The 16,778-nt window shown below is 72.3% G+C and carries 13 protein-coding genes; 3 read left to right on the forward strand and 10 right to left on the reverse strand.

Annotated elements, in window-relative coordinates; translation table 11 throughout:
* The 6 genes from ABZ172_RS23320 to ABZ172_RS23345 all read right to left on the reverse strand — a co-directional run bounded on the left by ABZ172_RS23320 (window position 1) and on the right by ABZ172_RS23345 (window position 8,259).
* Window positions 1–987, reverse strand: coding sequence for a CoA ester lyase (locus tag ABZ172_RS23320; protein ID WP_356886001.1), 987 nt, complete (start codon window positions 985–987; stop codon window positions 1–3).
* A complete protein-coding gene (locus ABZ172_RS23325; RefSeq protein WP_356886003.1) occupies window positions 984–2,996 on the reverse strand; it encodes a protein meaA in 2,013 nt (670 codons plus the stop codon). Before ABZ172_RS23325 ends, ABZ172_RS23320 begins: the two co-directional genes overlap by 4 nt.
* An 8-nt stretch (window positions 2,997–3,004) precedes the next feature.
* Window positions 3,005–4,342: a crotonyl-CoA carboxylase/reductase gene (ccrA, locus tag ABZ172_RS23330; protein WP_356886005.1), complete on the reverse strand. Its 1,338-nt coding sequence runs from the start codon at window positions 4,340–4,342 to the stop codon at window positions 3,005–3,007.
* Between the two features lie 364 nt (window positions 4,343–4,706).
* Window positions 4,707–5,498 carry a GNAT family N-acetyltransferase gene (locus tag ABZ172_RS23335; protein ID WP_356886007.1) on the reverse strand — a complete coding sequence of 264 codons (792 nt, stop codon included), beginning with the start codon at window positions 5,496–5,498 and terminating at the stop codon, window positions 4,707–4,709.
* Between the two features lie 72 nt (window positions 5,499–5,570).
* On the reverse strand, window positions 5,571–6,386 hold the full coding sequence (locus tag ABZ172_RS23340; protein ID WP_356886009.1) for a TetR family transcriptional regulator: 816 nt from the start codon (window positions 6,384–6,386) through the stop codon (window positions 5,571–5,573).
* A 91-nt stretch (window positions 6,387–6,477) separates the two neighbouring features.
* A complete protein-coding gene (locus tag ABZ172_RS23345) occupies window positions 6,478–8,259 on the reverse strand; it encodes a 3-hydroxybutyryl-CoA dehydrogenase (RefSeq protein ID WP_356886011.1) in 1,782 nt (593 codons plus the stop codon).
* 343 nt (window positions 8,260–8,602) lie between these two features.
* Here ABZ172_RS23345 and ABZ172_RS23350 point away from each other — a divergent pair, with 343 nt between their 5' ends.
* Entirely contained in the window at window positions 8,603–9,175 is a 573-nt protein-coding gene (locus ABZ172_RS23350; protein WP_356886013.1) for an adenylosuccinate lyase, read from the forward strand.
* Here ABZ172_RS23350 and ABZ172_RS23355 read toward each other — a convergent pair.
* The 3 genes from ABZ172_RS23355 to ABZ172_RS23365 all read right to left on the reverse strand — a co-directional run bounded on the left by ABZ172_RS23355 (window position 9,153) and on the right by ABZ172_RS23365 (window position 12,417).
* The gene (locus tag ABZ172_RS23355) at window positions 9,153–9,458 is read right to left on the reverse strand and encodes a hypothetical protein (protein WP_356886015.1); all 306 of its coding nucleotides are present in this window, start codon (window positions 9,456–9,458) and stop codon (window positions 9,153–9,155) included. The genes ABZ172_RS23350 and ABZ172_RS23355 overlap by 23 nt on opposite strands.
* Before the next feature lie 191 nt (window positions 9,459–9,649).
* Window positions 9,650–11,254, reverse strand: a complete 1,605-nt coding sequence (locus ABZ172_RS23360) for an alpha/beta hydrolase (RefSeq protein ID WP_356886017.1) — start codon at window positions 11,252–11,254, stop codon at window positions 9,650–9,652.
* Between the two features lie 125 nt (window positions 11,255–11,379).
* Window positions 11,380–12,417 carry an Rv2578c family radical SAM protein gene (locus ABZ172_RS23365; RefSeq protein ID WP_356886076.1) on the reverse strand — a complete coding sequence of 346 codons (1,038 nt, stop codon included), beginning with the start codon at window positions 12,415–12,417 and terminating at the stop codon, window positions 11,380–11,382.
* 148 nt (window positions 12,418–12,565) lie between these two features.
* Here ABZ172_RS23365 and ABZ172_RS23370 point away from each other — a divergent pair, with 148 nt between their 5' ends.
* Entirely contained in the window at window positions 12,566–13,009 is a 444-nt protein-coding gene (locus ABZ172_RS23370) for an SRPBCC family protein (protein ID WP_356886019.1), read from the forward strand.
* A gap of 200 nt (window positions 13,010–13,209) precedes the next feature.
* Window positions 13,210–15,669 (forward strand): MFS transporter, encoded by a 2,460-nt coding sequence (locus ABZ172_RS23375; protein ID WP_356886021.1) that lies wholly within the window; start codon window positions 13,210–13,212, stop codon window positions 15,667–15,669.
* Between the two features lie 157 nt (window positions 15,670–15,826).
* Here ABZ172_RS23375 and ABZ172_RS23380 read toward each other — a convergent pair whose 3' ends face one another.
* The gene (locus ABZ172_RS23380; protein ID WP_356886023.1) at window positions 15,827–16,720 is read right to left on the reverse strand and encodes a LysR family transcriptional regulator; all 894 of its coding nucleotides are present in this window, start codon (window positions 16,718–16,720) and stop codon (window positions 15,827–15,829) included.
* Window positions 16,721–16,778 lie beyond the last annotated feature (58 nt).

The following is a 16,778-nucleotide window of genomic DNA, read 5'->3' on the forward strand; positions in this document are numbered from 1 at the left end:
TCAGGCCTCCGGCGCTTCGAACTTGGAGGTGCGTTGCATACCGGCCGCGCGGCCCTTGCCCGCGACGACCAGGGCCATCTTGCGGCTGGCCTCGTCGATCATCTCGTCGCCGAGCATCGCCGAGCCCTTCTTGCCGCCCTCCTCCGAGGTGCACCAGTCGTACGCGTCGAGGATGAGCTCGGCGTGGTCGTAGTCCTCCTGCGCGGGGGAGAACACCTCGTTCGCCGCGTCCACCTGCCCCGGGTGCAGCACCCACTTGCCGTCGAAGCCCAGCGCCGCCGCGCGGCCGGCGACCTCGCGGTAGGCGTCGACGTCGCGGATCTGGAGGAACGGGCCGTCGATGGCCTGGAGGTCGTGCGTGCGGGCGGCCATCAGGATGCGCATCAGGATGTAGTGGTACGCGTCCGCCGGATAGCCGGGCGGCTGCTGGCCCACGACCAGGGTCTTCATGTTGATCGAGGCCATGAAGTCGGCCGGCCCGAAGATCAGGGTCTCCAGACGGGGCGAGGCGGCGGCGATCTCGTCGATGTTCACCAGGCCCTTGGCGTTCTCGATCTGCGCCTCGATGCCGATCCGGCCCGCCTCGAAGCCCATCGTCTTCTCGATCTGGGTGAGCAGCAGGTCCAGGGCGACGACCTGCTGCGCGTCCTGGACCTTCGGCAGCATGATGCAGTCGAGGTTCGGGCCCGCGCCCTCGACGACCGTGATGACGTCGCGGTACGTCCAGTGCGTCGTCCAGTCGTTCACCCGCACGACCCGGGTCTTGCCCGTCCAGTCGCCGTTGTTCAGCGCGTCGACGATGTGGTGCCGGGCGCCCTCCTTGGCGAGCGGCGCGCACGCGTCCTCCAGGTCCAGGAAGACCTGGTCGGCCGGGAGGCCCTGGGCCTTCTCCAGGAAGCGCGGGTTGGAGCCCGGCACGGCCAGACAGGAGCGGCGCGGCCGCAGCCGGTTCGCGGGGGCGGCCGTCGGGTGGGTGGGCGTGCTCATGCGGGGACCTCCAGAGGGTCGAGCGTGTTCGCTTTCCGGATCTCGTCGACGATACGGCCGATGATCTCGGTGATGCCGAAGTCCTTCGGGGTGAAGACGGCGGCGACGCCGGCGGCGACGAGGGCGTGCGCGTCGGCCGGGGGGATGATGCCGCCGGCGATCACCGGGATGTCCTGCGCACCGGCCTCGCGCAGCCGGCCCAGCACGTCCGGGACCAGCGCGGCGTGCGAGCCGGACAGGATCGACAGGCCGACGCAGTGGACGTCCTCGGCCAGCGCGGCGTCGGTGATCTGCTCGGGCGTCAGCCGGATCCCCTGGTACACCACTTCGAAGCCGGCGTCCCTGGCCCGCACGGCGATCTGCTCGGCGCCGTTGGAGTGCCCGTCCAGACCGGGCTTGCCCACCAGCAGCCGCAGCCGCCCGACCCCCAGGTCCCGGGCGGTGCGGGCGACCTTCTCGCGGACCAGCGCCAGCGGGGTGCCGGCCTCGGCGGTGACGGCCACCGGTGCGGAGGAGACCCCGGTCGGTGCCCGGAACTCCCCGAACACATCGCGCAGCGCCCAGGCCCACTCGCCCGTGGTGACGCCCGCCCGGGCGCACTCCACGGTCGCCTCCATCATGTTCGCGGTGCCCGCCGCGGCCTTCTTCAGCGCCGCCAGGGCCTCGGTCGCACGGGACTCGTCGCGGTTGTCGCGCCACTCGTGCAGCGCGGCGACGACCCGTGCCTCGTTCTCGGGGTCCACCGTCATGATCGCGGCGTCGAGGTCGGCGGTCAGCGGGCTGGGCTCGGTCGTCTCGTGGATGTTGACCCCGACGATCTTCTCCTCGCCGCCCTCGATCCGGGCCCGCCGGGCCGCGTGCGAGGAGACCAGCTCGGACTTGAGGTAGCCGGACTCCACGGCGGCCATCGCGCCGCCCATCTGCTGGATCCGGTCGATCTCGGCCAGCGACTCCGTGACGAGCTCGTCGACCTTGGCCTCGATGACGTGCGAACCGGCGAAGATGTCCTCGTACTCCAGCAGGTCGCTCTCGTGGGCGAGCACCTGCTGGATGCGCAGCGACCACTGCTGGTCCCAGGGGCGCGGCAGTCCCAGCGCCTCGTTCCAGGCGGGCAGCTGCACGGCGCGGGCACGTGCGTCCTTGGAGAGGGTGACGGCCAGCATCTCCAGCACGATGCGCTGGACGTTGTTCTCCGGCTGCGCCTCGGTGAGCCCCAGCGAGTTGACCTGCACGCCGTAGCGGAAGCGCCGCTGCTTGGGGTCCTCGATGCCGTACCGCTCGCGTGTGAGCCGGTCCCAGATGCGTCCGAAGGCCCGCATCTTGCACATCTCCTCGACGAACCGGACGCCCGCGTTCACGAAGAACGAGATCCGCGCGACGACGTCGCCGAAGCGCTCCTCGGGGACCTGCCCCGAGTCCCGTACGGCGTCGAGGACCGCGAGGGCCGTCGACATGGCGTACGCGATCTCCTGGACCGGCGTGGCCCCCGCCTCCTGCAGGTGGTAGCTGCAGATGTTGATCGGGTTCCACTTCGGGATGCGGTTGACCGTGTAGGTGATCATGTCCGTCGTCAGCCGCAGCGACGGGCCCGGCGGGAAGACGTGCGTCCCCCGGGACAGGTACTCCTTCACGATGTCGTTCTGCGTCGTGCCCTGGAGCTTCCCGGGGTCCGCGCCCTGCTCCTCGGCGACCACCTGGTAGAGCGCCAGGAGCCACATCGCGGTCGCGTTGATCGTCATCGAGGTGTTCATCTGCTCCAGGGGGATGTCCTGGAACAGCCGCCGCATGTCACCGAGGTGCGAGACGGGCACGCCGACCCGGCCGACCTCGCCGCGGGCGAGGACGTGGTCCGGGTCGTAGCCGGTCTGCGTCGGCAGGTCGAAGGCGACCGACAGGCCCGTCTGGCCCTTGGCGAGGTTGCGCCGGTAGAGCTCGTTGGACGCCTCGGCGGTCGAGTGGCCCGCGTACGTCCGCATCAGCCACGGACGGTCCTTCTGACGTTCGGTCATGGGGGACCTCAGACGTTGCGGAAGCGGTTGATGGCGTCGGCGTGCTGCTCCCGGAGCTCCGTGTCGCGCACGCCCAGGCCCTCGCGGGGGGCCAGCGCGAGGATGCCGACCTTGCCCTGGTGGAGGTTGCGGTGCACGTCGTGGGCGGCCTGGCCGGTGTCCTCCAGGGAGTAGACCCGGGAGAGCGTCGGGTGGATCCTGCCCTTGGCGATCAGGCGGTTGGCCTCCCACGCCTCGCGGTAGTTGGCGAAGTGCGAGCCGATGATCCGCTTCAGCGACATCCACAGGTAGCGGTTGTCGTACTCGTGGTGGTAGCCCGAGGTCGAGGCGCAGGTGACGATCGTGCCGCCCTTGCGCGTCACGTACACGCTCGCGCCGAAGGTCTCGCGGCCCGGGTGCTCGAAGACGATGTCCACGTCCTCACCGCCGGTCAGTTCGCGGATGCGGGCGCCGAAGCGCTTCCACTCGCGCGGGTCCTGGTGGTGCTCGTCCTTCCAGAACCTGAAGTCCTCGGCGGTGCGGTCGATGATCGCGGTCGCGCCCATCTTCCGGCAGATCTCCGCCTTCTGGTCGCTGGAGACGACACAGATCGGGTTGGCGCCGCCGGCCAGCGCGAACTGGGTGGCGTAGGAGCCGAGTCCGCCGCTCGCCCCCCAGATCAGCACGTTGTCGCCCTGCTTCATGCCGGCCCCGTTGCGCGAGACGAGCTGGCGGTACGCGGTCGAGTTGACCAGGCCCGGGGAGGCGGCCTCCTCCCAGCTGAGGTGCTTCGGCTTGGGCATCAGCTGGTTGGACTTCACGAGCGCGATCTCGGCGAGGCCGCCGAAGTTGGTCTCGAAGCCCCAGATCCGCTGCTCCGGGTCGAGCATCGTGTCGTTGTGCCCGTCGGAGGACTCCAGCTCGACGGAGAGGCAGTGCGCGACGACCTCGTCGCCCGGGTTCCAGGCGTTCACCCCGGGACCGGTGCGCAGGACGACGCCGGCCAGGTCGGATCCGATGACGTGGTAGGGCAGGTCGTGGCGCTTCGTCAGCTCGCTGAGCCTGCCGTAGCGCTCCAGGAAGCCGAAGGTCGACACCGGCTCGAAGATCGAGGTCCAGACGGAGTTGTAGTTCACCGAGCTGGCCATGACGGCGACGAGCGCCTCGCCGGGGCCGAGTTCGGGCACGGGCACCTCGTCGAGGTGCAGCGACCTGCGCGGGTCCTTGTCGCGGGTGGCCAGGCCGCTGAACATCTCCGCCTCGTCCTTGTGCACGGTCACCGCGCGGTACGACTCGGGGAGGGGCAGGGCCGCGAAGTCCGCGGCCGTGCTGTCCTGCGATTGGATCGCGTCCAGGATTTCCTTCACGGTGATGCCTCCGGCAGATCGGGTCTCCGGCGTCGGGGAAACGCCCGGAGGACCCCTGTGGTCAGGGGGACGGTGCGGTGTGGAGGTGTGCCGTCGGTTCGGCGGATGGTGCGTTGGGCCTGCTCGGTGGAGCAGAAGGGGTGCCTGTGACGCAGGCGTCCGGGCGCGCGGACACGTGGTTCGCGGGGACAGCCGGCGTACGAGAGATCTCTGCACGCCGGCCGCCCGGACTCCTTCAACGTATGGCACTGCGTGACAGGTGGCAAGGCACCCAGTGCCAACAATTTCTCTCACTTGTCATCCTGCGGGCACGCATGAGCAACATCATGGGTGGTATGCCCCCGCGTGCCCGCTTTCCCCGGCGCTATGGCGCGATGCGGTACACGTACGGCGTCGTCGTGCCGAGGGCCGTGAAGCCCAGCCGGCGCAGGATCGGGGCGGACAGGTCCGTCGCGTCGACCTGGAGGAAGCGGCAGCCGCGCCCGGCCGCGATGCGCGCCCGGTGGGCGACCAGCGCGCGGTAGATGCCCCTGCCCCGCCAGGGTGCCGCGGTCCCCCCTCCCCACAGCCCGGCGAAGCCGGTGCCGGGGTGGAGCTCTGTCCGGGCCGAGCTCACCGGCTCGTCACCGGCCAGGGCCACGACCGCGGCGAAGGTGTCCGGGGCGTCCCGGAGGAGGGCCAGGGACCGGTGGCGCAGCCGTGATCCGTCGGTGCCGAAGGCCAGCTCGTGGGCCCGGACCATCAGCTCGATCCCGTCCGCGTCGGTCACGTCGAGCAGCCGGACGCCCTCGGGGAGCGCCACCGGCGCGGTCAGATCCGCCACCGGTGCCACCAGCACGGTCTCCGCCGGTTCCGCGTCGAAGCCGGCCGCGGTGAGCAGCGCGCCCAGCTCCGCCGGGCGGTCGTGTGCGTACAGCTTCCACTCGAAGCTGCCGACACCCCGGGCGGTGTAGTGCTCCACCTGCGCGGCGATCTCCGCCGCCGCGCGGCCGGGGGTCAGGCCGGGAGCCGACCAGAGGACCCCGTTCCAGTCGTCGGGGCCGCCGGTCTGCCGCACCACGTCGCCGACCCGCTCGACGCGCGCGCCGGGGCCGTCGGGCCGGGCGTGCTCGCGCGTCCCGTGGTCGAACAGGGCCAGTACCTCGTCGGATTCCATGCGCGCATCCGAGCACGCGGGTCCGCCCCTCACCACCGGATATCTCGCGAGGAGCGCGCCGCGAGGTGCGGCTCAGTGCTCCTTGAGCGCTTCCTGGATCGTGCGCATGACCTCGTCGAGCGGTGCGTCGGTGCGGGCCACCGCGACCAGCACCTCGCCCTCCCGGGACACCGAGGCGGCCGGGGGCCTCGCGGACTCGCCGCCCACGGTCCGCCCCGCCCCGATCCCGGTCCCGAAGGTCTCCCGGACGATCGCGAACGCGTGGTCGAGCTGCGACTCGACGTCGCCCTGGCCGTCCGCGCGCAGCCACCGCCGCAGCACATGGTTGTGCGCGGTCACCACCGCGGACGCGGCGACCTCGGCGAGCAGCGGGTCGTCATTGCCCACATGGTGGTCGCGCTCGTCGAAGTGGCCCAGCAGATAGCGCGTGAACAGCCGCTCGTAGCGGGCCACCGAGGCGATCTCGGCCTCCCGGAGCGTCGGCACCTCGCGGGTCAGCTGGTAGCGCGCCACGGAGACCGCCGGCTTCGCGGCGTACATCTTCATGACCTCCTTGATGCCGCGGCACACGGTGTCGAGCGGGTGCTCGTGCGCGGGGGCGGCGTTCAGGACGGCCTCGGCCCTGACCAGGGTGTCGTCGTGGTCCGGGAAGATCGCCTCCTCCTTGGACCGGAAGTGGCGGAAGAACGTGCGCCGCGCGACCCCGGCGGCCCCCGCGATCTCGTCGACCGTCGTCGCCTCGTACCCCTTCGTGGAGAACAGCTCCATCGCCGCCGCGGCCAGTTCGCGCCGCATCTTGAGCCGCTGGGCCGCGGCCCGGGTGCCCGCGGGGGTTTCCGGGGCGTCCGTCGCGGCGGAGGTTCGAGGTGACTTGGCGGGTTGGGACATGAGGTGAACGTAACCCATCGGTGCGGGGGAGTGCGCCCGTGGGGGCGGGTCGCCCGGAGGCCCCAGCAGCCCGCCCCATCCCGTGCCCGGTTCAGCGGCGGGCATGTTCCCGGAAGCCGCGCCCCGACTTCCGGCCGAGGCAGCCCGCGGCCACCAGGTGTTCGAGCAGCGGCGCCGGGGCGAGCCCCGGGTCGCGGAACTCGCCGTGCAGCACCTTCTCGATGGCGAGCGAGACGTCCAGGCCGACGACGTCCAGGAGCTCGAAGGGCCCCATCGGGTAGCCGCCGCCCAGCTTCATCGCCGCGTCGATGTCGTCGAGCGACGCGTAGTGCTCCTCGACCATCTTGACGGCGTTGTTGAGGTACGGGAACAGCAGCGCGTTCACGATGAACCCCGCCCGGTCCCCGCAGTCGACCGGGTGCTTGCGCACCTTCACGCAGACCTCGCGGACCGTGGCGTGCACGTCGTCGGCGGTCAGCACGGTACGGACCACCTCGACCAGCTTCATCGCGGGCGCCGGGTTGAAGAAGTGCATCCCGACGACGTCCTCGGGGCGCGAGGTCACCCGGGCGACCGCCACCACCGGCAGGGACGAGGTGGTGGTCGCGAGGACCGCCCCGGGCTTGCACACCTTGTCCAGGACCGAGAAGAGCTGCTGCTTGACCTCCAGGTCCTCGGCGACCGCCTCGACCGCGAGATCGACGTCGGCGAAGGAGTCCAGCGAGCCCGAGGCGGTGATCCGGGCGAGCGCCTCCTCCCGGGCCTCCTCCGTCAGCCGCCCCTTGGCCACCGACCGGCCCAGCGACGCGGCGATCCGCGCCCTGGCCGTGTCCGCCTTCTCCTGGCTGCGCGCGGCGAGCACCACGGCGTACCCGGCCTTCGCGAACACCTCCGCGATGCCCGAGGCCATCGTTCCCGAACCGGCCACACCCACCGAGGACACGGTCCGCCCGGCGCCCGTGCCCGCGTCCTCCTCCGGCGTCCGGGCGTCCGGCACCACGGTGTGGCCGCCCGGCGCGTCGTAGGTGTAGAAGCCGCGGCCCGCCTTGCGGCCGGTCAGACCGGCCTCGCTGAGCTGCCCGAGCACCGGGGCCGGGGCGTGCAGCCGGTCGTGGGACGCGGAGTACATGGCCTCCAGGACCGTGCGCGCCGTGTCGATCCCGATCAGGTCCAGCAGCGCCAGGGGGCCCATCGGCAGCCCGCAGCCCAGCTTCATCGCGGCGTCGATGTCCTCGCGGGAGGCGTAGCGCGCCTCGTACATCGCCGCGGCCTGGTTGAGGTAGCCGAACAGCAGGCCGTCCGCGACGAAACCGGGCCGGTCACCCACGGCGACCGGCTCCTTGCCCAGCTCACGGGCGAGCCGGGTGACGCTCTCCACGGCGGGCGGCGCGGTCAGCACCGAGGAGACCACCTCGACGAGCTTCATGGCGGGCGCCGGGTTGAAGAAGTGCAGACCGAGGACGCGTTCCGGATACCGCGACTCCGCCGCCAGCCGGGTCACGGAGAGGGCGTTCGTGCCCGTCGCCAGGATCGTCGTGGGGGAGACCACCGCGTCCAGCTCCCGGAAGACCTGCTGCTTGATCTCGTACGTCTCGGGCACGACCTCGATGACCAGCTCCGCGTCCGCGGCGGCCCGCAGGTCGGAGAACGTGCGGAAGCGGGCGAGGGCGTCGCGCCGCTCCTGCTCCGTGATCCGCCCGCGGCGCACGGCGCGCGCGGTGGAGGCCTCCAGGGAGGCGACGGCCTGCCGGGCCGCGGCTTCGCTGACGTCGATCCCGACGACCTCACGGCCCGCACGGGCCAGGACCTCGGCGATACCGGTGCCCATCGTGCCGAGGCCGACGACGGCAATGGTGGTGAGAGGGGTGTCCATCACGGGACTCCAGGGTGAGTGACGACTGTGAGGAGCACGGCGGCGCGCGGGGGTCGGGACCGACCTGCGCCCGGTGCGCGGAACTTGCGTGTCGTGGTGCACGGTCCCGGGTGCGCACGGCACACGGGGGGAGGGGACGGGCTCTGTCCCGAGCCACGTCTCACGAACTGCCGAACCGACGAGCACTCCGTGTGGCTGCGTCACCAGGCCACCGGAGCCGGCGGGTGTGTGTCCCGCTCACTTGAGCTTAACCGGCGGGTAACGAGCCCGCCAGCCCTGAAGGGCTGTGCACTGGCACACAGTTCCGCGAACACCCTGTGTGCGCACCGGTAAACTCACCGTCATGGATGAGGAGTTCCGCTCACTGACGGACCGGCTCGGTGGCGAGGCAGGTGAATGCGAGGTCTTCCGCAGGCTCCTCGCCACCGAGGACGACGAGGAGCTGGCCCTCGTCCTCGTCGAACGCGAACGCCCGCTGTGGGCGCGCGAGATCGCTGCCTTCCGGCTCGGCTGCCGGGGCGACCGAAGAGCCTTCGAGGCCCTGGTCCTGCTGCTCAACCACCGTGACCCCGAACGCTGCGTCTCCGCCGCCCACGCCCTGCGGCTCCTCGGCGACCCCCGGACCCCCCGGGCGGCGGCAGCGCTCGCGACCAACGGCCTGCGCACCGGCTACGCCCTGCATCCGGTGCGGCTGCTGACCGTCCTGCGCGCACCCGAATCGGTACCCGCCCTGGTCAGCACCCTGCACCGGCTGCTGACCCCCGACGAGCCGCACTGGCGCGTCGCGCTGGCCTGCGTCGAGGGGCTGGGCAGCCTGGGCGACACCAGGGCCCGCCCCGTCCTGGAGGCCGCACTGCCGCACCCCCGCCTCGGCACGGCGGCGGCGGAAGCGCTCAGCCGGCTGGCGGCGGGGTGAGCGCACGCACGTACCCGACCTCGGGGACCTGGGCTCCGCCCGCTTCGAACGTCTCCTCGGAGCCGTCCGGGCGGAACCCCGCCCGCTCGTACGAGCGCCGGCGTTCCGCGTCCCGGATGACGTCCATGGCGTCGAGATACGCCCGCGGGATCAGCCCCGCGTACGCCCGCTGCCAGCCGCGCACGCGGATCTCCGCCACCGCGGCACAGTCGGCGAGGCGCATCCGGCGTACGCGCGCGCCGGGAGCGTCTGCGGGAGTCGGGGGTGTGGTCACCCCGCCCATCCTGGCGCACGCCCCCGGCGCGGGGCCCGGCAATTTCGGGGCGGGTCGGCCGTGCCCGCGGGGAGACCGGCGCCGCCCCGCCGCGGTCGGCACTCCGCCGACCGCGGCAGGGCGCCGTCGAGGTCCCGTCAGCCGTCAGCCGTCAGCCGTCAGCCGTCAGCCGTCAGCCGTCAGCCGTCAGCCGTCAGCCGTCAGCCGCGGAAGCCGAGCAGGCCGTGCAGTGCGCTGCCCTTCGGGTTCGTGCCCGCCCTGGCGTCCGGGGCGGCCTTCGGTTCCGGCAGGGCGTCGCAGACCGCGTCCGGTCCGCTGCCGACGCCGGCGGGCAGGGTGCCGTCGGTGAGGTAGCGGGCCAGGTGGGCGTCCAGGCACGCGTTGCCGCTCAGTGAGATGCCGTGGTTGCCGCCGCCCTGTTCGACGACGAGGGCCGAGCCCTTCAGCCTGCGGCTCATGGTGACGCCGCCCTCGTAGGGAGTCGCCGCGTCGTCGGTGGCCTGGAGGACCAGCGCGGGCGGGATCGCGTCGTTGCCGACCTCGACGGGTTCCAGCGGCTCCACCGGCCAGGTGGCGCACGGAGCGTTGTACCAGGTGTTGTTCCACGACATGAAGGGCGACTTGCGGTGCGCGCGCCAGGTGTCGTTGCGCCAGGTGCTCCAGTTCCGGGGCCATCCGGCGTCACGGCACTGCACGGCCGTGTAGACGGAGTACCCGTTCTCGCCGCTCGTGTCGACGGCGCCGAAGTCCTTGTACGCCGTGGCGAGCGCGTCCTGGTCCTTGTCGTTGACGTACGCCGCGAACGCCTCGGCGAGGCGCGGCCAGTAGCCGTTGTAGTAGCCGCCCGGCATGAAGGTGTCCTCCAGCTCGGCGGGCCCGACCTTGCCGGCCGCCGGGTGCTTCCCGACGGCGTCGCGCATCGCGTACCAGGCGGCTTCCACCCGGGCGGGGTCCTTGCCCAGGCGGTACGTCGCGTCGTTCCTGGCGACCCAGGCGGCGAAGGCCTTGTGGCGGGCGTCGAAGGCGTGGTCCTGGCCGAGGTTGTCCTCGTACCAGACGCCGTCCGGGTCGACGACCGAGTCCAGCACCAGACGGCGCACGTGCGCGGGGAACAGCTTGGCGTAGACCGCGCCCAGGTAGGTCCCGTAGGAGTAGCCGAAGTAGTTGATCTGCCGGGCGCCGAGGGCCCGGCGGATGACGTCGAGGTCCTTCGCGGCGCTGACGGTGTCCATGTACGGCAGCAGGTCGCCGTGCTTCTCGCCGCACGCGGCGGCGAAGGACGCGGCGCGGTTGCGCGCCGTCCGCTCCGCCGCGGCGGAGTCCGGCACCGAGGCGGGGCGTACCGGGTCGAAGTACTTCGGCAGGCAGTTCAGGGCGGGGGTGCTCTTCCCGACCCCGCGCGGGTCGAACCCGATCACGTCGTACTGCGCGGCGAGCTTCGCCGGCAGCGAGGACGCCACGAAGCCCGCCAGGGAGCGCCCGCTGCCGCCCGGGCCGCCGGGGTTGACCAGCAGCGGGCCCTGGAAGGTCTTGGCGGTGTGCGGGATCCGGGAGAGGGCGAGGGTGACCGGCCGGCCCGACGGGTTGTCATGGTCGAGCGGCGCCCGCACCGTCGAGCACTGCAGCGTCGGGTACGTCGTCGTCCCGCAGTCGGTCCAGGTGAGCGGCGCGGCGGCCGGTGGTGGTGTCGCCGCCCCCTTCCCGGCGGACCGGGGGGATGCTGCGGACACGGTGGACGGTGCGGCGGTCACCAGACCCGCGACCGTGGCACCGACGGCGACCAGGAGTACAGCACGTTTCGTCATAGGGCCTCCAGGGGTCGGGGAGTGCGGCTGTGGGGGCACGGCCCCGGGCGCATGCTTCCCGGATCCGGCGGCGGCGGGACACATACGGCCGAGAGTTGACCCGTTCGATGAGGAGGCCGGCGCGGTCAGAGCAGCGACAGCTGGGTGGGTCCGGGTCCGTCCCCGGGGGCCGCCGGGGACGCGCGGACGACACGGCGGGCGCTGTCCCGGCCGGCCGGGCCGATACCGAACTCGGCCGCCAGTTCGTGCACCTGACGGGTGATCCTCCGCTGGTACCAGGTCGGCGCGTACGCCCCGTCCGCGTACATCCGCTCGTACCGCTCGACCAGGTGCGGATGGTGGAGCCCGAGCCACCGCATGTACCACTCGCGCGCGCCGGGACGCAGGTGCAGGACGAGCGGGGTGACGGAGGTCGCCCCGGCGTCGGCGACGGCGCGGACCGTGGCGCGCAGCTGGTCGGGGCGGTCGCCGAGGAAGGGGATCACGGGCGCCATCAGCACTCCGCAGCCGATGCCCTGGTCCGTCAGCGCGCGCACGACGTCCAGGCGGCGCTCCGGGGAGGGGGTGCCCGGCTCGACCGTGCGCCACAGCTCCTGGTCCGTGAAGCCGACGGAGACGGAGACACCCACCTCGGTGACCTCGGCGGCCTGCCGCAGCAGGTCGAGGTCGCGCAGGATCAGGGTGCCCTTGGTGAGGATGGAGAAGGGGTTCGCGTGGTCGCGCAGGGCCGTGATGATGCCGGGCATCAGGCGGTAGCGTCCCTCGGCCCGCTGGTAGCAGTCGACGTTCGTGCCCATCGCGATGTGCTGGCCGTGCCACCGGCGGGAGGCCAGGTGGCGGCCCAGCAGTTCGGCCGCGTTGACCTTCACGACGATCTGGGAGTCGAAACCGAGCCCGGTGTCCAGGTCCAGATAGCTGTGCGTCCGGCGGGCGAAGCAGTACACACAGGCGTGCGTGCAGCCCCGGTACGGGTTCACGGTCCATTCGAACGGCATCCGGGAGGCCCCCGGCACCCGGTTCACGATCGAGCGGGCCCGGATCTCGTGGAAGGTGATCCCCCTGAATTCCGGGGTGTCGACGGTGCGTGTCGTCACCGCTTCCGCGCCGAAGAGCGCCCCCTCGCCTCCTTTTGCGGTGGTCTCTGCAAGATTGTCCCAGCGCATGTACGCCTCCTCGGTAGCACTGCGCAGAGAATAGAACATATGTTCCCTTGATCGTGCGGGGGGCCGCGCGGGGCCCGATTTTGAGGGGCCGTACCCGAGGTGGTTGGCTCAGCAGCACCCCGAACAACCGAGTGCTGGAGGAACAGGCATGGCGCAGGTCGAGGCCACGACAGAGCGGATCATCGCGGCGGACGCAGAGACGGTGTTCGACGCGCTTGCCGACTACAAGGAGGTCCGGGGCAAGGTGCTGACCGGGCACTTCAGCGAGTACGAGGTCCGCGAAGGCGGTGACGGCGAGGGCACCCTCGTCCACTGGAAGCTCCAGGCCACGAGCAAGCGGGTCCGCGACTGCCTGCTGGAGGTCACCGAGCCCACGGACGGGCAGCTGGTCGAGAAGGACCGCAACTCCTCGATGGTCACCACCTGGACCGTCACCCCCGCGGGTGAGGGCGCGTCCAAGGCTGTCGTCTCGACCGTGTGGAACGGCGCCGGCGGCATCGGCGGCTTCTTCGAGAAGACCTTCGCACCCAAGGGCCTCGGCCGGATCTACGACGAGGTCCTCCAGAACCTCGCCGCCGAGGTCGAGAAGTAACCCTGCTCCCCGCCCTGTTGGCGACGCGGCCGGCCTCACCGGAACGGGTGGTTCTCCGGGACGGCCGGTTGCGCGCCGCAGTGCCTCCCACCGGCGCATAAGCCCTCGGAGTGCGCCGTATGCGCGCCCGGTCGCGTTTGCCCCGCCTTGCCGCCTGATGCGAGAAATAGGCGGCGCAGGTGCGATGAGGGGAGCGTCACGTGGTGGGTGGGATCACTCTGGTGAAGGACGGGCCGGACGGCACGGAGTACGGGCCGCCCGGGACCCGGGCGGAGCCCGGCCCCCCGGTGGCACCGCCCGCGCCGCCCGCCGCCACCGGTCCCGCCGCGCCGCCCGACGGGATCAGCCCCCGACGGGTCCGGCTGGTCTTCCTCGGACTGATGCTCACCCTGCTGCTCGCGGCGCTCGACCAGATGATCGTCGCCACCGCCCTGCCGAAGATCGTCGGCGAGCTGCACGGCCTGGACCGGATGTCCTGGGCGGTCACCGCCTATCTGCTCGCCTCCACCATCGGCCTGCCGATCTACGGCAAGCTCGGTGACCTCTTCGGCCGCAAGGGCGTCTTCCAGTTCGCCATCGTCGTCTTCGTCATCGGCTCGGCCCTCGCGGGCTGGTCGCGCACCATGGACGAGCTGATCGCCTTCCGGGCCGTCCAGGGCATCGGCGGCGGCGGACTCATGATCGGCGTCCAGGCGATCATCGCGGACATCGTCCCGGCCAGGCAGCGCGGCCGCTACATGGGCCTGATCGGGGCGGTCTTCGGTCTCGCCTCGGTGGCCGGGCCGCTCCTCGGCGGGTTCTTCACCGACCACGCCTCCTGGCGCTGGTGCTTCTACGTCAACGTGCCGTTCGGCATCGTCACCCTCGCCGTCATCGCCGTCGTGCTGAAACTGCCCAAGCCCGCGGTCCGGCCCCGGCTCGACGTGCTCGGAGCCCTGCTGCTGGCCGTCGCGTCGACCTGCCTGGTGCTGCTGACCAGCTGGGGCGGCACGGAGTACGCCTGGGGCTCGCGGACCGTCCTCGGGCTCGCCGCCGGAGCCGTCGGGACGGCCCTGCTCTTCCTCCTCGTCGAGCACCGCGCCGCCGAACCCGTCATCCCGCTGCGGCTGTTCCGCGACTCCGTCTTCAACGTCACCTCGCTGGTGGGCGCGGTCGTCGGAGTGGCGCTGTTCGGGGCCGCCAGCTACCTGCCGACGTACCTCCAGATGGTCGAGGGGGTGTCCGCCACCGAGTCGGGGCTGCTGATGCTGCCGATGATGGGCGGCATCGTCATCGCCTCCGTGGTCTCCGGACAGCTCGTCTCGCGCACCGGCCGCTACCGCGTCTACCCGCTCGTCGGCGGGGCCGTCTCGGCCGTCGGCATGTGGCTGCTCTCGCACCTCGGCACCGGGACCTCGGCACTGGAGTACGGGGTCTGGCAGGCGGTGCTCGGCATCGGCATCGGCCTCGTCATGTCGATCCTGGTGCTGGCCGTGCAGAACTCCGTACGCCCCTCCGACCTCGGCACCGCCACCAGCGCGCACAACTACTTCCGGCAGATCGGCGGCAGCGTCGGCGCCGCGATCTTCGGCACCCTGTTCGCCGGCCGGCTCGCGGACGCGCTCGCGGTGCGGCTCCCCTCCGGAGCCGGTCTGCCCGACCCGGAGTCGATCACCCCGCAGCTGGTCCACACCATGGAGCCCGCGCTGCGCGACGCCTACATCCAGGCGTACGCCGACGCGATGCCGCGGATCTTCCTCTACCTGGTGCCGGTGCTCCTGCTCGGCCTCGTCCTCGCCTTCTTCCTCAAGGAGAAATCGCTGGTGTCCCACCACACCCCGCAGACGGCCCCCGACCCGGCCGCGGAGCACTCCACGATCCCGATGGCCCGCACCGACCCCGGCCCGCAGCCGGCCGGCCTCTCCGGGACCCCGGTGCGCGGCTGTGTCCAGCACCCGGACGGCACCGAGGTCGGCCGGGCCGCGCTCACGCTCATCGACGGCCAGGGGCGGCAGGTCGGACGCGGGGCGAGCGGCGCCGACGGGCTGTACGCGCTGAGCGCGCCCGGTGCCGGTTCCTATGTGCTGATCGCAGCCGCGGGCGGACACCAGCCGCAGGCCGTCAGCGTCACCGTCGGGGAGCGGCCGGTGGACCTGGACGTGGTCCTCGGCGGAGCGGGGCGGCTCGCCGGAGCCGTCCTCACCCCCGACGGCGCGCCCGTCCACGATGCCGCGGTCACCCTCACCGACGTACGGGGCGAGGTCGTCGCGACCACCCGGACGGGACGGGAGGGGGCCTACGTCATCAGCGAACTGGTGGCCGGCGAGTACACCCTGGCCGCCAGCGCCCCGGCCTTCCGCCCCGCCGCCCTCCCGGTCAGCGTGCAGGCGGCCCGGGAGACCCGGCAGGACATCGAGCTGGCCGGCGGCGCCGTGCTGCGCGGGATCGTCCGCGCTCCCGGCGGGCGCGCCGTCGAGGACGCCAGGGTCACGCTGCTCGACGCGGCGGGCAACGTGGTCGACACCCTGACCACCGGGTCCGACGGGGCCTTCCGGTTCGTGGACCTGTCGACCGGTGAGTACACCGTCATCGCCGCCGGCTACCCGCCGGTCGCCACCGTGCTCCAACTCCCCGGCGGGGGACGGACCGAGCGCGACCTCCAGCTGGGACACGAGGACTGACGGAGCTCCTGGGAAGGGGTGTACGGGCCCTCCCGTACGCCCCTGCGGAGCCGGAACCCATGCCCCGGCGGGGACGAACCCCGGTCTCCGGCCGGACCGCCCTCCACCTACCGCCCCGGACCGCCCACCGCCCCGGCCCCTCGTGCCCGCCCCGGCCTCAGGCCCGCGGCGCGTTCCGCACCAGTGCCATCAGCGCCTTCGCCCCCGGGCTCATGGCCCGGGACGGCGGCAGCACCACGACGCTCTCGTAGAACGGCCGGCGCGGTCCTTCGACGTCCACCGCGACCAGGCCGCCCGCCTCCTTCTTGCGGGAGAAGTGGTGCGGCACCACCGCGATCCCGAGGCCCTCGTGGACCAGCTCCAGCAGGCTGTGCACGTCGCTGACCTCCAGGGCCACCGTGCGGCGCACCCCCGCCGCGGCGAACGCCTCGTCCGCCGCGCGACGGGGCCCCCAGTCCGGGTGGAAGTCGATGAACGACGCACCGCGCAGGTCCTCCCACGTCACCCGCACACCTCCTGCGGCCAGCGGATGCCCGGGGGAGCACAGGACGACCATGGGCTCCCGGGCCAGCGGCACGAGCTCGCCCCGCCACTCCGGCGGGCTCACGGTCGCCGCGAACGCCAGGTCCAGCCGGCCGCCCGCCACCCCGTCCAGCAGACTCGACGTGCCCTCCTGCCGCAGCCTGATCTCCATGTGCGGGTGCTCCCGGTGGAAGGCCGCGAGCAGCCCGGCCGGGCTGACCCCGGCCACGCACTGCTCCACCCCGAGCGTCAGGGTGCCGCGCAGCAGTCCCCGTACGGCGTCCACGGCGTCCCGCGCCGCCCTGGCACCGGCCAGGGTCCGCTCGGCCTCGACCAGCAGGGCCTGCCCGGCCTCGGTGAGCCGGACCGAGCGGGTGGTGCGGCTGAACAGCGGCGTCCTCAGCTCCTGCTCCAGCGCCCGGACCGACGCCGACAGCCCCGACTGCGACACCGCCAGACGGTCGGCGGCCCGGGTGAAGTGCTGCTCCTCGGCCACCGCCACGAAGTGTTCCAGCTGGCGCAGTTCCATGATTGAGCAATCTAGTCGATGAATCCCAGCGGAATCTCCTGTTGGACCGCTGGATCTT

This window comes from Streptomyces sp. NPDC006296, assembly GCF_040613235.1.
Lineage (GTDB): Bacteria > Actinomycetota > Actinomycetes > Streptomycetales > Streptomycetaceae > Streptomyces.